The organism is Hymenobacter sp. CRA2, from assembly GCF_002007105.1.
Lineage (GTDB): Bacteria > Bacteroidota > Bacteroidia > Cytophagales > Hymenobacteraceae > Solirubrum.
In genome coordinates this window covers 23,854-43,534 of record NZ_MVBC01000003.1, presented here as the reverse complement: position 1 = coordinate 43,534, position 19,681 = coordinate 23,854, and the positions used below count along the sequence as shown (strand labels likewise).

Here is a 19,681-nt window from a genome sequence, read left to right as displayed (position 1 = left end):
ATGAACTCCAACGATTCGAATCCGCTACGGGCGCTGCTGCGGCTGGGCCTGTGGCTGTGGCTACTGGGCAGCGCGCAGCTGGTCTGGGCACAGCAGCCCACCAACACCCTGATCAGCGCCCGGTTTGCCAACGCCTCCTTCGAGCAGTTTGCCCAGCAGATCGAAAGCCAGACCAAGTACCGCTTCCACTTCGAGCCCCTGACGGTGGACAGCCTCTGCATCAACCTGACGGTGGAACAGCAGCCGCTGCCCGCCGTGCTCGATGCCGTGTTTAAGCAGGGCGGCCTGCGCTACGCCATCGATGAGCAGAGCCGGGTGTACATCACCTCGGGCCAAGCCCTGCAAACGGGCTTGGCGCCCATGTTCTTCCAGCCGCTTACCGACGGATCCGTAGCCACCGCTCCCGGGGGCGACGACCCGCTGGACGCGCTGAACAAGCCCCGCACCAAGCGCAACGCTGAAGGCCGCGTGTACGACATCGGGCAGACGCCCAACCCCAGCGGCAAGGCCACCGTGGCCGGCCACGTGCGCGATGCCAATACTGGCGAACCGGCCGTGGGCGTGAGCGTGTACGTGGAGTCGCCGAGCGTAGGGGCCTCCACCGACCAGTTCGGCTACTACTCGCTGACCCTGCCGCTGGGCCGCCACGCCATCATGGTGCGCGGCATCGGCATCAAGAACACCCGGCGCGTGGTGGTGCTGCGCAACGACGGCAAGCTGGAGATTGACGTGGAAGAAGACGTGACCCCGCTCAAGGAGGTGGTCATCGAGGGCGAAAAGGACCGCAACGTGTCGGGCATGCAGATGGGGCTGGAGAAGCTCGACATCAAGACCATTAAGCAGGTGCCCACGGCGTTTGGCGAGACGGACATCCTGCGCGTGGTGCTCACCCTGCCCGGCGTGAAATCGGTGGGCGAGGGGAGCACCGGCATGAACGTGCGCGGCGGCTCCACCGACCAGAACCTGATCCTGTTCAACGACGCGACGGTGTACAACCCCTCGCACTTGTTCGGCTTCTTCTCCGCCTTCAACCCCGACGTGCTGAAGGGCGTGGAACTCTACAAAAGCGCCATTCCGGCCAAGTACGGCGGGCGCCTTTCGTCGGTGCTCGACATTGCCACCCGCGAGGGCAACCGCAAGAAGCTGGGTGGGGCCGGCGGCATCGGGCCGCTCACCAGCCGCCTCATGCTGGAAGGACCTATTCTGCAGGACAAAGCCTCGTTTATCATCAGCGGCCGCTCCTCGTACTCCGACTGGCTGCTGCAGCGGCTGCCCAACAAGAGCTTCCGCGAAAGCTCGGCCTCGTTCTACGACCTGAACGCGCACCTGAGCTACGACATCAACGACAAGAACTCGGTGTACCTGACCGGCTACCTCAGCCGCGACAAGTTCCGGCTGGCGGCCGACACCACGTACCGCTACCTGAACCAGAACGCGAGCCTGAAGTGGAAGCACATCTACAACAACCGCCTCTACAGCGTCGCCACGACGGCGTTTAGCCACTACGAGTACGACATCCGCAGCGAGAAAAACCCCGTCAACTCCTCGGAGCTGCGCTACAGCCTGAACCAAACTAGTGCCCAGCTCGACTTCAGCTACTATCTCAATCCCAAGCACACCATCGAGTTCGGGGGCAGCGCGATTCACTACCAGGTGGCGCCCGGCAGCCTGCGCCCCTTGGGCGCAGAGTCGCTGGTGAAGACGGATGTGCTTAGCCGCGAGCAGGGGCTGGAAAGCGCTCTGTACGTGTCAGACCGCATCGACGTGACGCCGCGCCTGGCCGTGTCCTTGGGCCTGCGCTACTCCTTCTACCACGCCCTGGGCCCGAAGGACGTGCCGCGCTACGCGGCCGGCGCCCCCCGCAACGAAGGCACCATCGTGGACACGGTGCGCTACAAGCCGGGGCAGGTAATGGCTACCTACCACGGGCCGGAGTACCGGGCCTCGGTGAAGTACGCCCTCACCGACAACTCCTCGGTGAAGGCCAGCTACAACCGCACGCGCCAGTACATTAACATGCTCACCAACACAGCCTCGGTGTCGCCCACCGATATCTGGAAGCTGAGCGACGTGAACCTGCGCCCGCAGGTGGGCGACCAGGTGGCCCTGGGCTACTACCGCAACTTCAAGAACAACACCATCGAGGCCTCGGTGGAAACCTACTACAAGTGGCTGCGCGACGTGGTGGACTACAAGAGCGGCGCCTCGCTGATTCTGAATCACAACATCGAGCAGGACGTGATAAACGCCCAGGGCAAGGCTTACGGGGTGGAGGTGATGCTGCGCAAGCTCACGGGCAAGATCAACGGCTGGGTGAGCTACACCTACTCCCGCTCGCTGGTGCGCGTCAACGGCATTGCTCCCTCGGAAATCATCAACGGCGGGCAGTACTACCCCAGCAACTTCGACAAGCCCCACGACGTGATGATGATCGGTAACTACCGCTTCAGCCGCCGCTTCAGCACCTCGCTCAACTTCAACTACAGCACCGGGCGGCCCATCACCCTGCCCATTGCCAAGTACTACGTGGGCAACGCGCTGCGCGTGCTCTACTCCGACCGCAACGCCTACCGCATCCCGGATTACTACCGCCTCGACCTGGCCCTGAACATCGAGGGCAACCACAAGGTGAAAAAGCTGGCCCACAGCTCCTGGACGGTGGGCGTGTACAACCTGACGGGGCGCAAGAACCCGTACTCGGTCTACTTTAAATCGGAAAACGGTAAGATCAACGGCTACCAGCTTTCCATCTTCGGCCAACCCATCCCCACAGTTACTTATAACTTCCGCTTCTAGGATGCAAAGCACATTATACCGGACAACTCGCCTGCTTGCCTGGGGGCTGTTGCTGCTGGCCGCCGGGTGTATCGACCCCTTCAACCCGAAGGTGGCCGACACCAACAAAAACTACCTGGTGGTGGACGGGTTCATCAACACCAAAGGCGTGACGACCATCAAGCTCTCGCGCACCTTCAACCTGAGCGCCGGCGGACAGGCCCCGACCGAAACGCGGGCACGGGTATACATCGAGGACGAGGCCGGCAGCCGCATCACGCTTAGCGAAGCCCCTTCGGCCCCTGGTACTTACACCTCGCCCTCGCAGGTGCTCAACCCGGCCCGCAAGTACCGCCTGCATTTCTTCACCAACGCCGGCAAGGAATACACCTCCGACTACACGGCCGCGCTGAATACGCCAGAAATTGACTCGGTAGCGTGGGCCTCCACCTCCAACGGGGTCGTCATCGACGTGAGTACGCACGATAACACCAACCAAGTGCAGTACTACCGCTGGAACTATGACGAAACGTGGGAATTTACCTCGGCTTACAGGTCGTACCTTGAGTACGTGAACAGACGGCTTCAGGGGCGAGGCGAAGACATTTACCGCTGCTGGATATCACAGCCGAGCACCAGCATTCGGCTAGCCGACGTTAGCCGGCTCAGCGAAACAGTAGTGTCAAAGCTTCCGCTGATAACCATCCCGGCGAAGTCGCAGAAGCTGCGGATAAAGTACAGCATCCTGGTGAAGCAGCACGCGCAGACGGCCGAGGAGTACGCCTACTGGGACCTGCTGCGCAAGAACACGGAGAACATCGGCACTTTGTTCGACCCGCTGCCCTCGCAGCTCACCGGCAACGTGCACGACCTGAACGACCCGGACCAGCCGGTGCTGGGATACGTCGGGGCCTATTCCGAAACCCAGAAGCGCATCTTCATCGAATGGGCGCAACTGCCCCAGGATGGCCGCTTGTTTGAGACCGGCTACGAAAGCTGCAGCCCGCCTGACACCGTGGAGGTGCGCGACGTAGCGGCGGCGTTTGCCAGCCCGGCGGTTCTTCCCCTCGAAGCCCTATATGATGGGCAGGGTAGCATCATCGCCTATACTTCTGGCTCGGCGGGTTGTACGGATTGCCGCCTGCGTGGTACCAATGTGCGCCCCGGCTTCTGGCGCTGAAGCTGCCTGCCTCAGCACCCGGTATTATTGCTTGAATAATTCGTCCCTGTTTTGCTCACGTTTCCGCTGCCGACCCAGGGTATTTATTATCGAAATACTAGCCTATGCGACATTTGAACAGTAAGGTACAGAGCCGGGTGGCGCGGATGTTGCCGTGGGCAGTGGTGGCTCTGGCCGGCTGCATTGATCCGTTTAACCCCGAATTAAAGGACGCCGACAACAGGCTCCTGGTGGTGGACGGCTACATCAACGCCCGGGGTATTTCAACGATCAAACTCTCCCGAAGCTTCGATGTAAAAGCCACTGGGCAGCCGCCAGTAGAGGCACGGGCGCGGGTGTACATCGAGGACGAGGCCGGCAGCCGCATTACGCTTAATGAAGCTGCCTCAGCCCCTGGTACCTACACCTCGCCGGCGCAAACCCTGGCCGCGGGCCGCAAGTACCGCCTGCATTTATTCTCCGCCGCCGGGCGCGAATACGCTTCCGATTACACGGCCGTTACCATCACGCCCGAAATCGACAGCCTTGGCTTCCAAGTCGCAGACGATGGGGTCGAAATCAACGTGAGCACGCACGACGCGAACAACCAAGCGCAGTACTACCGCTGGGACTTCGACGAGACGTGGGAATTCACCTCGGCCCACCGGTCGTTGTTCGAGTGGAAGAACAACCAGATACAGTTTCGGCAGGAGGACATCTATCGCTGCTGGACCTCGGCGCCTAGTACCACTATTCGCCTGACCAACACCACGCAGCTCGGCCAGGCGGTGGTGTCGCGCCTGCCGCTTACCACGTTGCCGAAGCGCTCGGCCAAGCTGCAGGTGAAGTACAGCATCCTGGTGAAGCAGCACGCGCAGACGGCCGAGGAATACGCGTACTGGGACCTGCTGCGCAAGAACACGGAGAACATCGGCACTTTGTTCGACCCGCTGCCCTCGCAGCTCACCGGCAACGTGCACGACCTGAACGACCCGGACCAGCCGGTGCTGGGATACGTCGGGGCCTATTCGACCACCGAAAAGCGCTTGTTTATCGACCGGTCCGAGCTGCCGCGCCCGTGGCTGTCTTTCGACACGGGTTATGAGAGCTGCCAGCTGACGCGGGATGTGTACTTACGCGACGTGCGGGGGGCCTTCTCCTCCTTTGTCTGGTTGCCGATTGAAGGAATATATTCTGCGGAGGGCACCCTCTTGGGCTACACCGCATCCACCCCAGAATGCGTGGACTGCCGCAAGCGCGGCACCAATGTGCGCCCCAGCTTCTGGCGCTAAGATTTAGAAAGAATGAACCCGAAACGACCACATACCATGGCAGGCATCGTGCGGATGGGCTTGCGCGCAGCGGTTGGGCTGGCCTGGCTGAATGCCAGCGGTGCCTGGGCCCAGGCGCCGGCCCCGGCGCTACCCGTAGCCCAGGCTTTTGAAAACTACAGCCAGCAGGACGCGCACGAAAAGCTCTTTCTGCACCTCGACCGCAGCCTGTACGTGGGCGGCGACATCATGTGGTTTAAGCTCTACGCCGTGGCCGGCTCCCGGCACCAGCCGCTGCCGCTCAGCAAGGTGGCCTACGTGGAGGTGCTCGACGCTAAGCAGAGGCCCGTGCTACAGGGCAAAATTGAGCTGAAGCAGGCTGCCGGGCACGGCTCCTTTCAGCTGCCGGCCACGCTGGCCTCGGGCCGCTACACGGTACGGGCTTATACCAACTGGATGAAAAACTTCGGGCCGGAGTATTACTTCCACAGCACGGTGACGGTGGTCAACACCTTCGCGGAGCGGCTGCCTGCCGCCGCCGATTCGGCGGGCATCGACGTGCAGTTTTTTCCCGAAGGCGGCAATCTGGTGAAGGGCCTGCCGAGCAAGGTGGGCTTCAAGGTAGCCGACAAAACTGGCCGCGGCCTGGACGCAGAAGGCGTGCTGCTGGACCCGCAGAATAAGGTAGTGGCGCGCTTCAAAACGCTGAAGTTTGGCATGGGCCGGTTCGCCTTTACGCCCACCGAAGCAGGCAAGGCGTACACCGCGGTGGTAAAATTACCGGGGCAGCAGACCGTAACCAGCCAGGCGCCGGCCGTGAACGAGCAGGGTTACGTGCTGAGCCTGGACGACGCCGGCCCGAACCAGGTGAGCTTATCGGTGCGGGCCAGCGGGCCGGCCGCAGCCAGTGGCCCGGTATACGTGCTGGGCCATGCTGGCCAGCAGGCCTTCGTGGCGACGAGCCTGCCGCTGGCCAACAGCCAGGGGCAACTGCTGCTGGACAAAAGCCGGCTGCCCGAGGGCGTGCTGCATTTCACCGCCTTCGATGCGCAGCAGCGGCCGGTGTGCGAGCGGCTGTATTTCCAGCGGCCCAAGGCGCAGCTGAGCATCAGCGCCGCCGCCGACCGCCGCCAGTACGGCACCCGCGACAAGGTAAGCCTGAGCCTACGCACCAACGACGGCACCGGCGCGGAGGCGCCGGCTAACCTGTCGGTGGCCGTGTACCGACTCGATTCGCTGGCTACTAGGGCTGCCACCGCCGCTGATATCAGCAGCTACCTGTGGCTTACTTCGGATTTGCCCGGGGTCATCGAAAATCCCGGCTATTACCTCCGGGATAGTTCCGCTGAGGCCGATGAAGCCGCCGACAACCTGATGCTAACCCAGGGCTGGCGCCGGTTTAGCTGGGACAAGGTATTGGCCGGCGGCCCGCTACCGCGGCCATACGTACCCGAATTCAACGGGCACCTGGTGCAGGGCCGCGTGTTTAATAAACATACCAACCAGCCGGCGGCGCAAATTCCAGCCTATCTGGCCGCGCCCGGCGTGCCCGTACGCATGTACAGCTCATTGAGTGACGCCAACGGCGCGGTACACTTTGAGGTGCGGGACTTATACGGGCCCAAAAATCTGGTGCTGCAAACCAATACCCGGCAGGACAGCATCTACCGCTTCGAAATTCACAATCCGTTTTCGGCGGTGTTCGTACCGCGGCCGGCGCCCGGGCTGGCCCTGCCCGAACTGTACCGCCCCGAGCTGACGCAGCGCCACCTGCAGATGCAGGCCCAGAACGCGTACTTCCGCAAACCGCTCAGCGCATTTGCCCAGCCGCTGGCCGATAGCGTTTCCCTCTACGGCAAGGCCTCGGAGCTGTACCGGCTCGATGATTACACGCGCTTCAAAGTGATGGAGGAAGTAATGCGCGAGTACGTACCGGGCGTGCAGGTGCGCCTACGCAAGGACGGTTTCCACTTCATGGTAGTCGACAAAGTCAGCGGGGCCTACTTCGACGATGACCCCATGGTGCTGCTCGACGGGGTGCCGTTTTTCGACATCAACCGCGTAATGAAAATGGACCCGCTAAAGATCAAAACGCTGGAGGTAATGGATGGCCGCTTCATGCAAGCGGGGCTGATGTACAGCGGCATCGTGAGTTACACTACCTACAAAGGCGACCTGGCTGGCTATCGGCCCGATGCCCGCGCCCTGGTTCAGGAGTACGAGGGCCTGCAATGGGAGCGGGAATTCTACTCCCCACGCTACGCCACCGCCCAGCAGCAGCAAAGCCGCCTGCCCGACTTGCGTAACCTGCTATACTGGAACCCTCAGGTGCTGACCTCCTCCGCCAGTGGGCAGCAACTGGAGTTCTACACGTCCGACGAGGCCGGCAAGTACGTGGTAGTGGTGCAGGGGCTGGCCGATTCGGGCCTGGCTGGCAGCCGCAGCTTCACCTTCGAGGTGAAGGCCTCGGGCGTGGCACAAGCCCGCTAGCGGGTGCTGTTGCCGACAAAAAACAAGCGGGGCCCGGTCAGTTAGCTGACCGGGCCCCGCTTGTTATGGGCGTGTGGCAGGCTGCCTAGCACCAGCGGCCCACGGAGCGGGGCTGCGCGCGTTCGGGCTGAGCAGGTTCGGGCTCCTGGCCGGGCTGCTGGGAGCGGCGCGGGCGCGGAGCACGGAGCGGATCGGAAGGACGGGCCGGGGGCAGGCCCTGGTGCGCGATAGGAGCAGGCGCGGTAGTTTGCTTAAACATAGCGGTAAGAAGTGCGGGCGGCTCGTCTGCGTGGCGAGGCAAGCTGGGTATACGGCAGAATTACTCGCTGGGCTACAACATTTTCTCTTTTTTCTGTCGGCAGCCGCCGCGTAGCTGATTCGGCTATTACTGCAGTGGCTAAAAGCAGCAAATGAGGCCGGTGCCGGGCTCGGTGGCCGTATCGGCTGGCGTTGAGGCCCGAATCGGATATCTATGGCCGCGTGCCGGATGGGTCACTGCTGCCTGACGGTTGGCTGCCAAAGGCTTGAATGCGGCGTACTGGCGAGCAGAACAATGACCCGGCGAAGCGGTACTATACCTATACTCCACTGCCCATGCACCACTTCACCGCCGCCGACCTCCACGCCTTCGAGAAAATCTACCGACTGAACCTCGTCAACGCCCTGCCCGGCTACAAACCCGCCAACCTCGTAGGCACAGCCGACGACGAGGGCCGCACCAACCTGGCTATTTTCAGTTCGGTAGTGCACCTGGGCTCCGACCCCGCCGTGCTCGGCATGGTGACGCGCCCTACTACGGTGCCGCGCCACACCTACAAAAACGTTCGGGCTACGGGCTGCTACACCCTGAATCATGTGCCGGCTACGCACGCAGGGGCGGCGCACTACACCTCGGCCAACTTTCCGCGTGAAGAATCTGAGTTCGACGCCTGCGGCTTTACCCCCGTGTACCGCGATGGATTTGCCGCGCCCTACGTGGCCGAAAGCCAGGTGAGCATCGGGCTGCGCCTGGCCGAGGAGCTGCCCATCAAGCTCAACGGTACGGTGCTGCTCATCGGCACCGTGGAGCACGTGTACATAGCTCCCGAAGCCCTGCGCCCCGACGGCACCCTCGACCTGGCCGCCATCGACACAGCGTGCATCTCCGGCCTGGAAAGCTACTACCGCGCCACGCCGCTGGCGCGCTACGCCTACGCCCGCGCAGGGCAGGGCCCCCAACGCATTCCGTAATCTTAGTGTAGCCTAAACGCCAGTTATGAACCTGACCAATGCGCAGCTAGCCTTTGTGCTGGGCCGCCTGCTGATGGGCGCCAATTTCTTTATGCACGGCCTGGTGCGCCTACCCAAGTTGGGCGCTTTTCGGGCCGGTATGGTGAGTAGCTTCGCCGATACCTGGCTGCCCGGCGCGCTGGTAGAAGCCTTTGCTACGGTGCTGCCACTACTGGAGTTCAGCGTAGGGCTGCTGCTCTTGCTGGGGCTGTTTACGCGCTGGGCCCTGGTGGGCGGGCTGCTTATTCTGCTGGCCTTGGTGTTTGGTACGGGCCTGCGCGAACAATGGGATACGCTGGGCACGCAACTCGTGCACGGCTTATTTTTCTACCTGCTCCTGCTCCACGCCGACCAAAACCGCCTTTGCCTGGACCGCAAAGCGCAATAAACGGGCACCCATTGGCGTGATTACAAGAACAAACATGCCCAGCCATCGGCCGGGCATGTTTGCTTCTGCTGCCTTACGGATTCGTGCTCCATAGGCCGGCTTCCTTCAGGAACACGCGGCGGTTGAGCTTGAGCTGGGCAATAATCAGCTCGGCCAGGTCTTCCGGCTGCATCACTTTTTCGGGGTTACCGTCGGTGAGCTTCAGCTCGGCGGCCAGCGGCGTGGCTACGGTGCTCGGCGTAAGGGCCGAGACGCGGATGTTGTGCTTGCGCACTTCCTGCATCAGCGACTCGCTCAGGCCTAGCACCGCAAATTTGGAGGCACTGTAGGCGCTGGTGACGGCTGCGCCGCGCTGCCCGGCCGTGGAGCTGATGTTGATGATGTCGCCGCTCTGCCGCTCAATCATTTGCGGCAATACCGCGCGGGTGGCGTAGTACACGCCCAGCACGTTTACGCGCAGGATGTTTTCCCAGGCTTCGGGCTCCAGTTCCAGAAACTTACCAAAAGCCGCCGTGCCGGCGTTGTTGATGAGAATGTCGATGGGGCCTAGCGCCTGCTGCAGGCTGGCCACGGCGGCTTCCACGGAGGCGCGGTCGGCTACATCGGCAGTAGCTATGGCGGCGCGTACGCCCAGCGCCTCCACTTCCCGGGCCACCTCGCGCAGCTGTTCTTCGGTGCGTGCCAGCAGGCCCACGTTTACGCCTTCCTGAGCCAGGGCCAGCGCCACGGCCCGCCCGATACCCTTGCCTGCGCCCGTCACGAGGGCAATTTTTCCGCTGATGGATTCCATGCGAGTACGTAAATGAAAAAGGAAACGAAAGCCCGTGTAACCGGTCATTGGCCCGAATAGTTATGTCCGCGCCCACAACCTCGGCCGTGGATGAGGCCGTAAACGCCTCGGTCCCGTATGTTAGCGGGGCCGAACTGCCCGCCGGCCGTTGTGCGTTTATGTCGGTGCTGCCGATTTGCTCCCCTATGCCCCTGATTCAGCGCCCTGCCGGGCTGTTCGTGTGCGTGTTGCTGCTGTGCCTGGGCTGCGCCCGCGGCATCGTGGCCCAACAGAAGACCGATACCACGCGCCAGCAGCCCGTGCGCAACATTCAGCTGGACAACGTGGAGGTGCTGCCCGATGCGCTGAACACCAAAAACTGGCTGTTGCTCGACCGGGACATTCAGCTGGAGCTGGACGGGGCCGTGCACAACCTCTACAACTTCAAGTACGACCGGGCCGAAAAGCAATTCCGCTCCCTGCGCCGCCGCTACCCCGAGCACCCGATGGCCTACTTCCTGCTCGGGCTGAGCCAGTGGTGGAAAATCGTGCCCACCAACGTGCAGAGCAAGCTCTACGACAAGCCTTTCTTCGCCTACATGGACACGGCCATTACCAAGGCCGAAACCTTGTACCGGGCCGACGACAAGAATTACGAGGCCTGCTTTTTCCTCTCGGCCGCCTACGGTTTTGCCGCCCGCCTGCACGCCGAGCGCAGCAACTGGCGCAAGGCTACCGTCTACAGCAAGCACGCGCTGGATTACCTCACCAAAAGCCAGGAAGCCAACGGCCTGAGCCCGGAGTTCCTGTTTGGGCAGGCGCTGATGAACTACTACGCGCCCTGGATTGCGGACAACTACCCCTTGCTGCGGCCGGTGCTGCTGTTCTTCCCGAAAGGCAACAAGAAGCTGGGCCTGCAGCAGCTGCGCAACGTCGCGGATAACGGCTTTTACACGGCTCCCGAGGCGCGGTTCTTCCTCATGAAGATCCTCTACAACGATGAGGGCGACCCCGCCGCCGCGCTGCCCGTGGCCAAAAGCTTGGCCACCACGTACCCCGACAACGCCTACTTCCAGCGCTTTTACGCGCTGATCTGCTACAGCCGCGGCGAGTACGACGAGTGCGAACGGATGAGCCGCGACATCCTCGATAAGCTCAACCGCGGCCTGCCGGGCTACGAAGCCATCAGCGGGCGTTACGCTACCTATTTCCTCGGCTGGCTCTACGAAAACCGCAACGACGACGTGGCCAAGGCCCGGGAGTATTACCAGCGCTGCATCGTGTTTGCCGAAAGTACCGGCGACACCGGCCCCGGCTTCTACGTGCTGGCCCACCACCACCTGGCGCGCCTGGCCGCCGATCAGCGGGACGTGGCTACGGCCCGCCGCTACTACAGCGTGGTGGAAGAAAAAGCCCAGAAAAATTCTGCAGAGTACCGCGAGGCCCGCGAGTACCTCAAGCAGCACAAAAAATAACCGCGGCTACCGGGCGCCCAGCCACGCGGCGGCTTCGGCCTGCGTGGGAAAATAGCGGAAAGTGAGCAGCTTGCCCGGCAGCTGCGCCCCGATGGACTGGGCTACCAACCGCCCTAGTGCCGACTGGTTCTCGACCACGGCGCAGTGCGAGTAGCCTGTCTCGCGCACGGCCTGCGGAATCCACTCCTCGGCCACCCAGGTACTGACGGCTGCCGGCAGCGGCGGACGTGCGCCGTGGTTGCTGAGCACTTTACGGATGCCCTGCTGCTGCATGGCGCGCAGCGCCTGCTCGTACACGGCCCGCAGCTCTTCTGGGCTGGCTTTGACCGCACTCCAGCTTAGCACCAAGTAGTTGCCATTGGGGGCGTAGCTGATGCTGGCCGCAGCATTCTGGAAGTAGGGACGAAAGAGGGCCGGGGACGAAGCCATGCGAAAAGACTGAGCGGGAAGTAGGCCGGTATGTAGGCTTGGCGTGCTGCTGGGCAGCTAGTTACGGACGGAAAAATAACTCCGAAAACAAAAATCCGCGATTGTACTGGCTTGGTCGTCGCAAGCAAATGAAAGCGCTTAAACGAGGCGATACAAGCCTTTCTCAGTTTTTCGGAGGCTCGCAGGAAATTGGACGATAATATAAACGCGAATTTAAATAGTTATATAAATATGTAACTATAACGCGAATTTATTTCATCTCAATAGTACAGCTTTTCGTAACAGCCACCAAATACCACGCTCATTTTCTGCATATGACCCACTTCAACCCTTTGTTCCCCAAAACCATGCATTCACATGACCTCCACCATACTCCGTTTTGCCTTTTCGTCGGCTCTGTCGCTGGCCGCTGTTGTTTCTGCCCAAGCCCAAGTCACCTACACCTCGCGCCCGAGTGGGGGTAACTGGAGCGACCCGAACACGTGGATAGTATCCGGCAACGGCGCCGCGGTACCCACCAACCAGTCCACGCGCAGCGGGGCCGAGGCCAGCGACAACGTTATCATCATCAACTCGGCCGTAGTGCTCGACCGGGACTACACCGTAGCCGGCGACCACGGCAAGCTGGTTATCACGCCTACCGGCTCGCTCACCGATGGCAACAGCCCGAACTCGCTCACCTTCGGGCAACAACAGGGCGCTGACATGGTCCGGCTCGATCTGGACGGCACGCTTGACATCTACAGCGTGAGCTTTTATAAGGCCGATGCGGATATCAGCTCCACTGCCGAGCTGAGCACCAACTGCAACATTTCCCTGGCCAACCAATCGGACCTGATGATTGCACCCGGCGCCACCGTCGACATCGATGGCAACCTGATGGTGCGGCAGGGCAACCCCACTATTACCGGCTCGGGCACGCTGATGATCAGCGGCTGCGTGCTCACCCAGGGCAACGGCGCCCTGAACGGCCTTTTCGGCCCCAACCTACGGGTGTGCGTGCAGGGCACACCGAATAGCTGCGCCACCGATGGCCTGAGCTGCAACACCCGCGTAGCCGAAGCCATTACCATCGACGCCTGCCGCACGTCCGCGCCGCTGCCGGTGGTGCTCACCGACTTTACGGCCCGCTTCCAGAACAAAGCCGTGCAACTGGCCTGGACCACGGCCCAGGAGAAAGACGCCGACTCGTTCACAGTGGAGCGCTCGGTGGATGGCCGCACGTTTGAAGCCATTACGACGGTGCGCGCCGCTGGCAACTCCAGCACCCGCCGCGACTACTCGGCCCAGGACCGCACCATGCGCGCCGGCCTGAACTACTACCGCCTCAAGCAGCAGGACTTCGACGGTACCGCGCACTACTCGCAGGTGCTGGCCGTGCAGGCCGGTGCTGGCCAACAGCAGCTGACGGCGTACGGCACCATTTCGGCCCTGACAGTGGAAATGCAAACGGCCGCGCAGTGCCAGGCCTTCCGCGTGATGGACAGCATGGGCCGCCTGCTCTACACCGAAAAGCTGCCCGACGGGGCTACCGGCACCGTGACACGCGAGATTCCGCTGCGCCAGAGCAGCAGCGGGGTGTACATCGTGCAGGCCGTGACTACCGACGGCGTGGTGAGCAAGAAGCTCTACCTGCAGGAATAAATTGGGCCAATAGCCCCTTAAGTAAGCCCGCGGCCGCTACCGGCCGCGGGCTTGTTGTTTGTGGCTGGCCGGCGCGAGAAAATAGGACCAGCGCGGCGCAGGTGCGGCAAAAGCAGCTAGCTTTAGCCCACTTATTTGTATTTCCTGCTCTACTATGAAGAAACAGATTCTCGCTGCCAGTGCCTTGGCCGGCGCGTTGCTGATGGGCTGTTCGCACCAGCCCAAGAACGAAACCCAGAACACCACCCAAGCCGGTACGGAAGTGAAAGACTTCGCCTCGGTGCTCGAAAACTACTGGGAAGAAAACGCCAAACTCTTCCCGCTGAACGCCACCTCGCAGGGCGACAACCGCTACAACGACCAGCTGCCCAACGACGGCACCGCGGCCTTCCGCCAGCAGCTGCACGACTACTACCAGAAGTACCTCGACCAGCTCGGGCAGTTCGACCGCGAAAAGCTGTCGGACAACGACAAGATCAGCTACGACATCTTCAAGTACGACCTGCAGATGAACCTGGAGGGGCTGAAGTACAATACGTGGATGATACCATTTCAGCAGTTTTGGGGCCTGCCCCTGACCATGGGGCAATACGGCTCGGGCGAAGGCGTGCAGCCTTTCAAGACGGCCGAAGACTACGACAACTGGCTGGGCCGGGTGCGTAGTTTCTCGGTGTGGGCCGATACGGCCATCAGCAACATGCGCCGCGGCATCCGGGCCGGGGTGGTGCTGCCTCGCCCGCTGGTGGAGAAAATGGTGCCGCAGATGACGGCCATGGTGGTGAGCGACCCGACGAAGAGCCTGTTCTACGGGCCCATCAATAAGTTTCCGAAGACGGTGTCGGAAGCGGACCGCAAGCGCATCACGGAGGCCTACCGCACGGCCATCCAGAACGAGCTGGTGCCCACCTACCGCCGCCTCGGCGAGTTCCTCGATAAGGAGTACAAGCCGCACGCGCGCCGCAGCACGGGCATTTCGGCCGTTCCGAACGGGCCGGAAATCTACCGCTACTACGTGCGCAACTGGACGACCACCGACAAAACGCCGGAGGAAATCTACCAAACGGGCCTGAGCGAGGTGAAGCGCATCCGCACCGAAATGGAGCGCGTGCGGACGTCGGTGGGCTTTAAAGGCGACCTGAACGCCTTCTTCAACTACATGCGCACGGACAAGAAATTCACGCCCTACAAAACCGACGAGGACGTGCTGAACGCTTTCCGCGCCATTCAGGCCCGCATCACGCCCAACCTGCCCAAGCTCTTCGGCCGCACGCCCAAGACGCCGTTTGAGGTGCGCCAGACCGAAGAATTCCGCGAAGCTTCCGCCTCGGCCGAGTACAACCAGGGCAGCCCCGACGGCTCGCGCCCCGGCATCTTCTACGTGCCGATTATCGACGCGAAGACTTTCCGCACCACCTCGGGCATGGAGTCGCTGTTTTTGCACGAGGCCATTCCGGGCCACCACTACCAGATTTCGTTGCAGCAGGAAAACACCTCTTTGCCCAAGTTCCGCCGCTTTGCGTGGTATGGAGCCATGGGCGAAGGCTGGGCCCTGTACACCGAAAGCCTGGGCAAGGATCTAGGTCTCTACACCGACCCGTACCAGTACATGGGCGCTTTGGGCGACGAAATTCACCGCGCCATCCGCCTCGTTGTCGATGTAGGCATGCACACCAAAGGCATGACGCGTGAGCAGGCCATCAAGTACATGATGGACAACGAGGCCATCGACGAGCAGGGTGCCACGGCCGAAATCGAGCGGTACATGGCCATTCCGGGGCAGGCGCTGTCGTACAAAATCGGTGCGCTCAAAATCCGCGAGCTGCGCAGCAAGTACGAAAAACTGCTGGGCGCGAAGTTCAAGATTCAGGAATTCCACGACGAGCTGCTGAAGGACGGCGTGATGCCGCTGGCCGTGTTGGAGCAGAAAATGGATGCCTGGGCCGCCAAGCAGTAACAACTGCCATCGGGCAGCCGGCCCCGCTACCTTACTGGTGGCGGGGCCGGTTGCATTTGGTGGGCTGGTAAGCGGGGCCGCTGCTGATCAGGCAATAAAAAACCGCCCTGGCTGGTGCGGTCAGGGCGGTCGGCGGAAGCTTGCTGACGCGGGAGCCGCTTATTGATCTTGCGGCGAAGCGCTGAAGCCGGATTCGCGCGGCAGCCGACCGTGCCGGCCGTAACGGTAGCGGTGGTACTGGGCGGTGCACGACGCGGAGCTGCTGTAGGTGTAACGAGGCGAGGCGACGCTACCCGCCGAGCTGGTTTGCGGGTAGCGCGAGTACTGTTTGGGGGGCAGAGGTGAGTTCATAGGCTGGGGTCGTTTGTAGCTGTATACGCCGCCAGCCTGTCCAGTTTTACCAGGATTTTGCAGCAGAAAACACGGGTTTTGCTGACAAGTACTTATCCGTAGTTACTCCCGATTCACCCACAAAAAACCAGCCCGCCGGATTACCGGCGGGCTGGTGTGTTTTAAGCTAAAAACGGCAGAACGCCTTAGGTGGTGGAACCGCCCGTAGTGGAGCCGGAAGTGCTGCCGCTGGTCGTACCCGTGGTGGTGCCAGTAGTAGTACCGCTGGTGGTAGTGCCACTGGTTGTGCCACTCGTAGTACCCGTGGTGGTACCGCTTGTAGTCGTGCCAGAAGTCGTGGTGCCACTAGTCGTGCCCGTGGTGGTGCCGCTGGTCGTACCCGACGTTGTACCGCTCGTGGTGCCCGTAGTCGTGCCGCTGGTAGTAGTTCCGCTGGTGGTGCCAGTTGTAGTTCCACTAGTAGTGCCGCTGGTGGTGCCTGTGGTAGTACCGGTCGTGGTACCGCTGGTGGTAGTGCCAGTAGTACCGGTGGTCGTACCGCTGGTAGTACCAGAGGTAGTGCCTGTAGTCGTACCCGAGGTAGTACCGCTAGTGGTTCCTGTTGTCGTGCCCGTAGTACCTGTCGTGCCGGTGGTACCTGTCGTGCCGGTAGTACTAGTGGTGCTACCGGAAGTCGTAGTGCCTGTGGTGCTGCCGGATGTAGAGCCGGAGGTAGTTCCGGTAGTGGTACCCGAAGTTGTACCGCTTGTGCTACCTGTTGTCGAGCTAGTAGTAGAGCCCGAAGAATCATCGTCGTCGTCGCAGGAAGTAAGCGCCGGCGAAGCGCATAGGGCTGCTCCTAGTAGCAGCGGAAGCCAGGGTTTACGCATGATGTAATTTGATTTTACAGATGAAAAAAATGCTTTTGTCTTCCCGGTTATACGCATTTCTACATGCTATAATCTAACCTATTATGTGGGTAAAAATACTGATTTTCAAATAGTTGAGCTTGTAAAAGGCTTTCTGATTCAGCGTGGGTTATACGGAAAATGAGCTTCAGGCCAAAGAAAAGAGCCGCTCTGCCCATCAGGCAAAGCGGCTCCCCGCAGGTAAGCAGAGCTACTGCTTACCGGTTCTTGTTGCTCTGGCCGTTGTTGTTGCCAGTGCCCGTTTTGGCCTGTTGCGGCGCGTTGGACTCGGCTTGGCTGGCGGCCGTTTGGGAGGTTTGGCGCGGCGCGTTATTCAGCGAGCCGCGGCCGTCGCCGGTGCCGGTAGCCGGGCCGCGGGTGGTGCCCGGTACTTCCGTGTTGGAGGTGCCCCGGTTGGTCAGGCTGCGGCCGCTGGTGGTGCTACTACCGTCGGTGGTGCCGCCGTCGGTGAATTTGGAAGTATTTGGGTCGCCGCCGGGCTGCGAGCTGATGGCCTCCGCCGACGAGCGAGCCAGCGAGCCGGTGCCCACGGGCCGGTAGGCCTTGCCGCCGCCCGATACGCTGTCGCGCTCTGTATCGACGCGCGTGGCCGGCGGAACCGTAGCAAAAGAATCATTATTGGTGACGTCGATGCCGGGAGCCCAGGATCTGTCGCAAGCGGCTAGCGGGAGAAGTAGCAAGGCGGCGCCCAGCACGCGAGAAGGAGAGAACATAGCAGATGCAGGGTTTTGGTATGGAAGAGGGGTGTGCGTGCATTCCTATACGCAGGCCGCGCAAAAAATGGCTAACCTGCCGCCGCACAGAGTAAGCGCAAGCCGGCGGCCGTGCATCTTTGCCCTCGTTTCATTCCCACGCTATGCCTACCCAAGCCGTGATGAGCTGGAGCGGAGGCAAGGATTCGGCCCTGTGCCTGTACCATGCCCTCCGCGACCCGCAGCTGCGCCCCACCCACCTGCTCACCACGCTCAACGAGCATCACCGTCGTGTGGCCATGCACGGCGTGCGCGCGGAGCTACTGGAGGCACAGGCCCAGCGCATTGGCTTGCCGCTGATGCCCATCTGGCTGCCCGAAATGCCTTCTATGGATGTGTACGAGCAGCGCATGAGCACCGTCCTGAGCAAGCTGGGGCGGCAGGGCGTTGGCACGGCCATATTCGGCGACCTGCACCTGGCCGATCTGCGCGTCTACCGCGAGCAGCAGTTGGCGCGCATAGGGTGGCAGGCAGCCTTTCCCATCTGGCACAAGCCCGCGACCGAGGTGCTGGCCGAGTTCTTGGCCCTCGGCTTCAAGGCCATCATCGTCTGCGTCAACGAGCAGCACCTCGACGCCAGCTTCTGCGGACGCGAACTGGACCGCGACTTTCTGCGTGACCTGCCGCCGGGCGTCGACCCCTGCGGCGAAAACGGCGAGTACCACAGCTTCGTGTACGATGCGCCGTACTTCAGCCGGCCCATTGCGGTGCAACGCGGCGAAAAGGTGCGCCGCACTTATCAGCCCACCGCAGCCCCCGATGCTGAGGACGCCACTGCTGATTGTTGCCGTGCCGAGCCGGACCCGTTCAGCGCCGCTTTCTGGTACTGCGACCTGCTACCGGACCCGGCAGAATCAGCCCGCTAGATGCCACCACGGCTAAGCAACGCGGCCCCGCTTGGCAAGTCCAGGCGGGGCCGCGTTATTGGCTGGAGAGAAACGACTAATAGCCGGCTTCTTCATCGATAGGCGTAAACGGGTCTACGGTGGGGTAGCTGTTGGCCGGCACATCCAGGTGGTGCTGGCGGTTGCGGCGGGAGCGTTGCACGTGCTTGTTGCGGCCTTGGCGACGCTGGCGCAACCAAATGCCCAGGCCAATGCCCGCCGTGGCGGCAAGGCCCCCGATGATCCAGGGCGTGCGCGGGTTGCTCGCGGGCGGCGGCACCGATACCACCCCTAGCTCATCGGCCAAGGCGGGCTGATCCACGTAGCGGCCTTGCGCCGGCACGGCCAATTCTTCGAAGTGCTGAGCCAGCTCTTCCAGCTCCTGGTGCAGCGCGGCTCCGCGCATCGGAATGCCGTGGCCGGTAGCGGCTACTGCGGGGCGCAGCAGCGCCAGTTTCTCCACCGATTCGCGGGCGGCGCGCCAGTCGCAGGTGAAGTACTTGGGCGGGCCGTGTACCTCCTGGCGCTGCTCCCACACGGCCATGGCCGATTCCTGTTTGGTCGTCACGAAGGCGTCGCCGGCAATCAGCACCCGGTCGCTTTCACGGAAGAACGATACGTGGCCGGGCGTGTGGCCGGGCGTGTGCACCCAGCGCCACTCCGGCAGCTCCGGCACCGAGCCGTCTTCGGGCAGCTCGTGGGCGCGCGGGCCCACCTGGTAGGGGTGCTTGGGGTACAGCCCCGACATCCAGGCCATGGCCCCGCCGCCCACGGTGGGGTCGGGTGGGGGGTAGCTGGAGAGGCCGGTGAGGTAGGGCATTTCCAGGCGGTGCGCATACACGGGCACGTCCCAGTGCTCCGCCAGCGTTTCGAGGGCCCCGGCGTGGTCGAAGTGGCCGTGCGTCATGATGATGGCGGCCGGGCGGGCGCCGTTGCCAAACAGCGTTTCGGCGGCGTGCCGAATCTTGGCAGCGGCGCCAGGCAGGCCCGCATCCACGAGTACCCAGGGACCGGCGTTGGGGCTCTGGCGCACAAAGAACAGGTTGACGAACACGTTGCGCAGGGCCCACACGCCGGGGGCTACAAACTGCAGATCGGGTGTGGTGGCGCGGTTGGGGCGCGCTTTCAGGTGGTTCAGGTGGTCTTCTGGCATGGCAGGGAAT

Annotated in this window: 17 protein-coding genes; 11 read left to right on the top strand and 6 right to left on the bottom strand. The window is 62.2% G+C overall.

Annotated features, from left to right (window positions below; all coding sequences use genetic code 11):
• The 4 genes from B0919_RS06595 to B0919_RS06580 all read left to right on the top strand — a co-directional run bounded on the left by B0919_RS06595 (window position 1) and on the right by B0919_RS06580 (window position 7,695).
• On the top strand, window positions 1-2,796 hold the full coding sequence (locus B0919_RS06595) for a TonB-dependent receptor (protein ID WP_078011691.1): 2,796 nt from the start codon (window positions 1-3) through the stop codon (window positions 2,794-2,796).
• 1 nt (window position 2,797) lies between these two features.
• The gene (locus B0919_RS06590; RefSeq protein WP_078011442.1) at window positions 2,798-3,955 is read left to right on the top strand and encodes a DUF4249 domain-containing protein; all 1,158 of its coding nucleotides are present in this window, start codon (window positions 2,798-2,800) and stop codon (window positions 3,953-3,955) included.
• 104 nt (window positions 3,956-4,059) lie between these two features.
• On the top strand, window positions 4,060-5,226 hold the full coding sequence (locus B0919_RS06585) for a DUF4249 domain-containing protein (RefSeq protein ID WP_078011441.1): 1,167 nt from the start codon (window positions 4,060-4,062) through the stop codon (window positions 5,224-5,226).
• 36 nt (window positions 5,227-5,262) lie between these two features.
• On the top strand, window positions 5,263-7,695 hold the full coding sequence (locus tag B0919_RS06580; protein WP_078011440.1) for a hypothetical protein: 2,433 nt from the start codon (window positions 5,263-5,265) through the stop codon (window positions 7,693-7,695).
• Between the two features lie 85 nt (window positions 7,696-7,780).
• Here the strand turns inward: B0919_RS06580 and B0919_RS25150 are convergent, their stop codons facing one another.
• Window positions 7,781-7,954, bottom strand: a complete 174-nt coding sequence (locus B0919_RS25150) for a hypothetical protein (RefSeq protein WP_176132894.1) — start codon at window positions 7,952-7,954, stop codon at window positions 7,781-7,783.
• Window positions 7,955-8,289: 335 nt separating this feature from the next.
• On the opposite strand from B0919_RS25150, the gene B0919_RS06570 reads away from it, so the two are divergent.
• Together B0919_RS06570 and B0919_RS06565 are read left to right on the top strand one after the other, a co-directional pair.
• Window positions 8,290-8,925, top strand: coding sequence for a flavin reductase family protein (locus B0919_RS06570; protein ID WP_078011690.1), 636 nt, complete (start codon window positions 8,290-8,292; stop codon window positions 8,923-8,925).
• A gap of 25 nt (window positions 8,926-8,950) precedes the next feature.
• Entirely contained in the window at window positions 8,951-9,352 is a 402-nt protein-coding gene (locus tag B0919_RS06565; protein ID WP_078011438.1) for a DoxX family membrane protein, read from the top strand.
• A gap of 73 nt (window positions 9,353-9,425) precedes the next feature.
• Here the strand turns inward: B0919_RS06565 and B0919_RS06560 are convergent, their stop codons facing one another.
• The gene (locus B0919_RS06560; protein ID WP_078011437.1) at window positions 9,426-10,142 is read right to left on the bottom strand and encodes a 3-ketoacyl-ACP reductase; all 717 of its coding nucleotides are present in this window, start codon (window positions 10,140-10,142) and stop codon (window positions 9,426-9,428) included.
• 62 nt (window positions 10,143-10,204) lie between these two features.
• Here B0919_RS06560 and B0919_RS06555 point away from each other — a divergent pair, with 62 nt between their 5' ends.
• On the top strand, window positions 10,205-11,596 hold the full coding sequence (locus B0919_RS06555; RefSeq protein WP_254846502.1) for a tetratricopeptide repeat protein: 1,392 nt from the start codon (window positions 10,205-10,207) through the stop codon (window positions 11,594-11,596).
• Between the two features lie 6 nt (window positions 11,597-11,602).
• On the opposite strand, the gene B0919_RS06550 is transcribed toward B0919_RS06555, so the two are convergent.
• Complete coding sequence (locus tag B0919_RS06550) at window positions 11,603-12,025, bottom strand: hypothetical protein (RefSeq protein ID WP_078011436.1); 423 nt, start codon at window positions 12,023-12,025, stop codon at window positions 11,603-11,605.
• 357 nt (window positions 12,026-12,382) lie between these two features.
• Here B0919_RS06550 and B0919_RS06545 point away from each other — a divergent pair, with 357 nt between their 5' ends.
• Window positions 12,383-13,669: a T9SS type A sorting domain-containing protein gene (locus B0919_RS06545; RefSeq protein WP_078011435.1), complete on the top strand. Its 1,287-nt coding sequence runs from the start codon at window positions 12,383-12,385 to the stop codon at window positions 13,667-13,669.
• Between the two features lie 154 nt (window positions 13,670-13,823).
• The gene (locus B0919_RS06540) at window positions 13,824-15,623 is read left to right on the top strand and encodes a DUF885 domain-containing protein (RefSeq protein WP_078011434.1); all 1,800 of its coding nucleotides are present in this window, start codon (window positions 13,824-13,826) and stop codon (window positions 15,621-15,623) included.
• 159 nt (window positions 15,624-15,782) lie between these two features.
• Here B0919_RS06540 and B0919_RS06535 read toward each other — a convergent pair whose 3' ends face one another.
• Window positions 15,783-15,974, bottom strand: a complete 192-nt coding sequence (locus B0919_RS06535) for a hypothetical protein (protein ID WP_078011433.1) — start codon at window positions 15,972-15,974, stop codon at window positions 15,783-15,785.
• A 192-nt stretch (window positions 15,975-16,166) separates the two neighbouring features.
• On the opposite strand from B0919_RS06535, the gene B0919_RS25145 reads away from it, so the two are divergent.
• Window positions 16,167-16,850 (top strand): hypothetical protein, encoded by a 684-nt coding sequence (locus B0919_RS25145; protein WP_176132892.1) that lies wholly within the window; start codon window positions 16,167-16,169, stop codon window positions 16,848-16,850.
• Between the two features lie 229 nt (window positions 16,851-17,079).
• Here B0919_RS25145 and B0919_RS06525 read toward each other — a convergent pair whose 3' ends face one another.
• A complete protein-coding gene (locus B0919_RS06525; protein WP_139361959.1) occupies window positions 17,080-17,595 on the bottom strand; it encodes a hypothetical protein in 516 nt (171 codons plus the stop codon).
• 143 nt (window positions 17,596-17,738) lie between these two features.
• Between B0919_RS06525 and B0919_RS06520 the strand changes: the two genes are divergently transcribed.
• On the top strand, window positions 17,739-18,500 hold the full coding sequence (locus B0919_RS06520; protein ID WP_254846501.1) for an adenine nucleotide alpha hydrolase: 762 nt from the start codon (window positions 17,739-17,741) through the stop codon (window positions 18,498-18,500).
• A gap of 76 nt (window positions 18,501-18,576) precedes the next feature.
• On the opposite strand, the gene B0919_RS06515 is transcribed toward B0919_RS06520, so the two are convergent.
• The gene (locus B0919_RS06515; protein WP_078011431.1) at window positions 18,577-19,671 is read right to left on the bottom strand and encodes an MBL fold metallo-hydrolase; all 1,095 of its coding nucleotides are present in this window, start codon (window positions 19,669-19,671) and stop codon (window positions 18,577-18,579) included.
• Window positions 19,672-19,681: the final 10 nt, after the last annotated feature.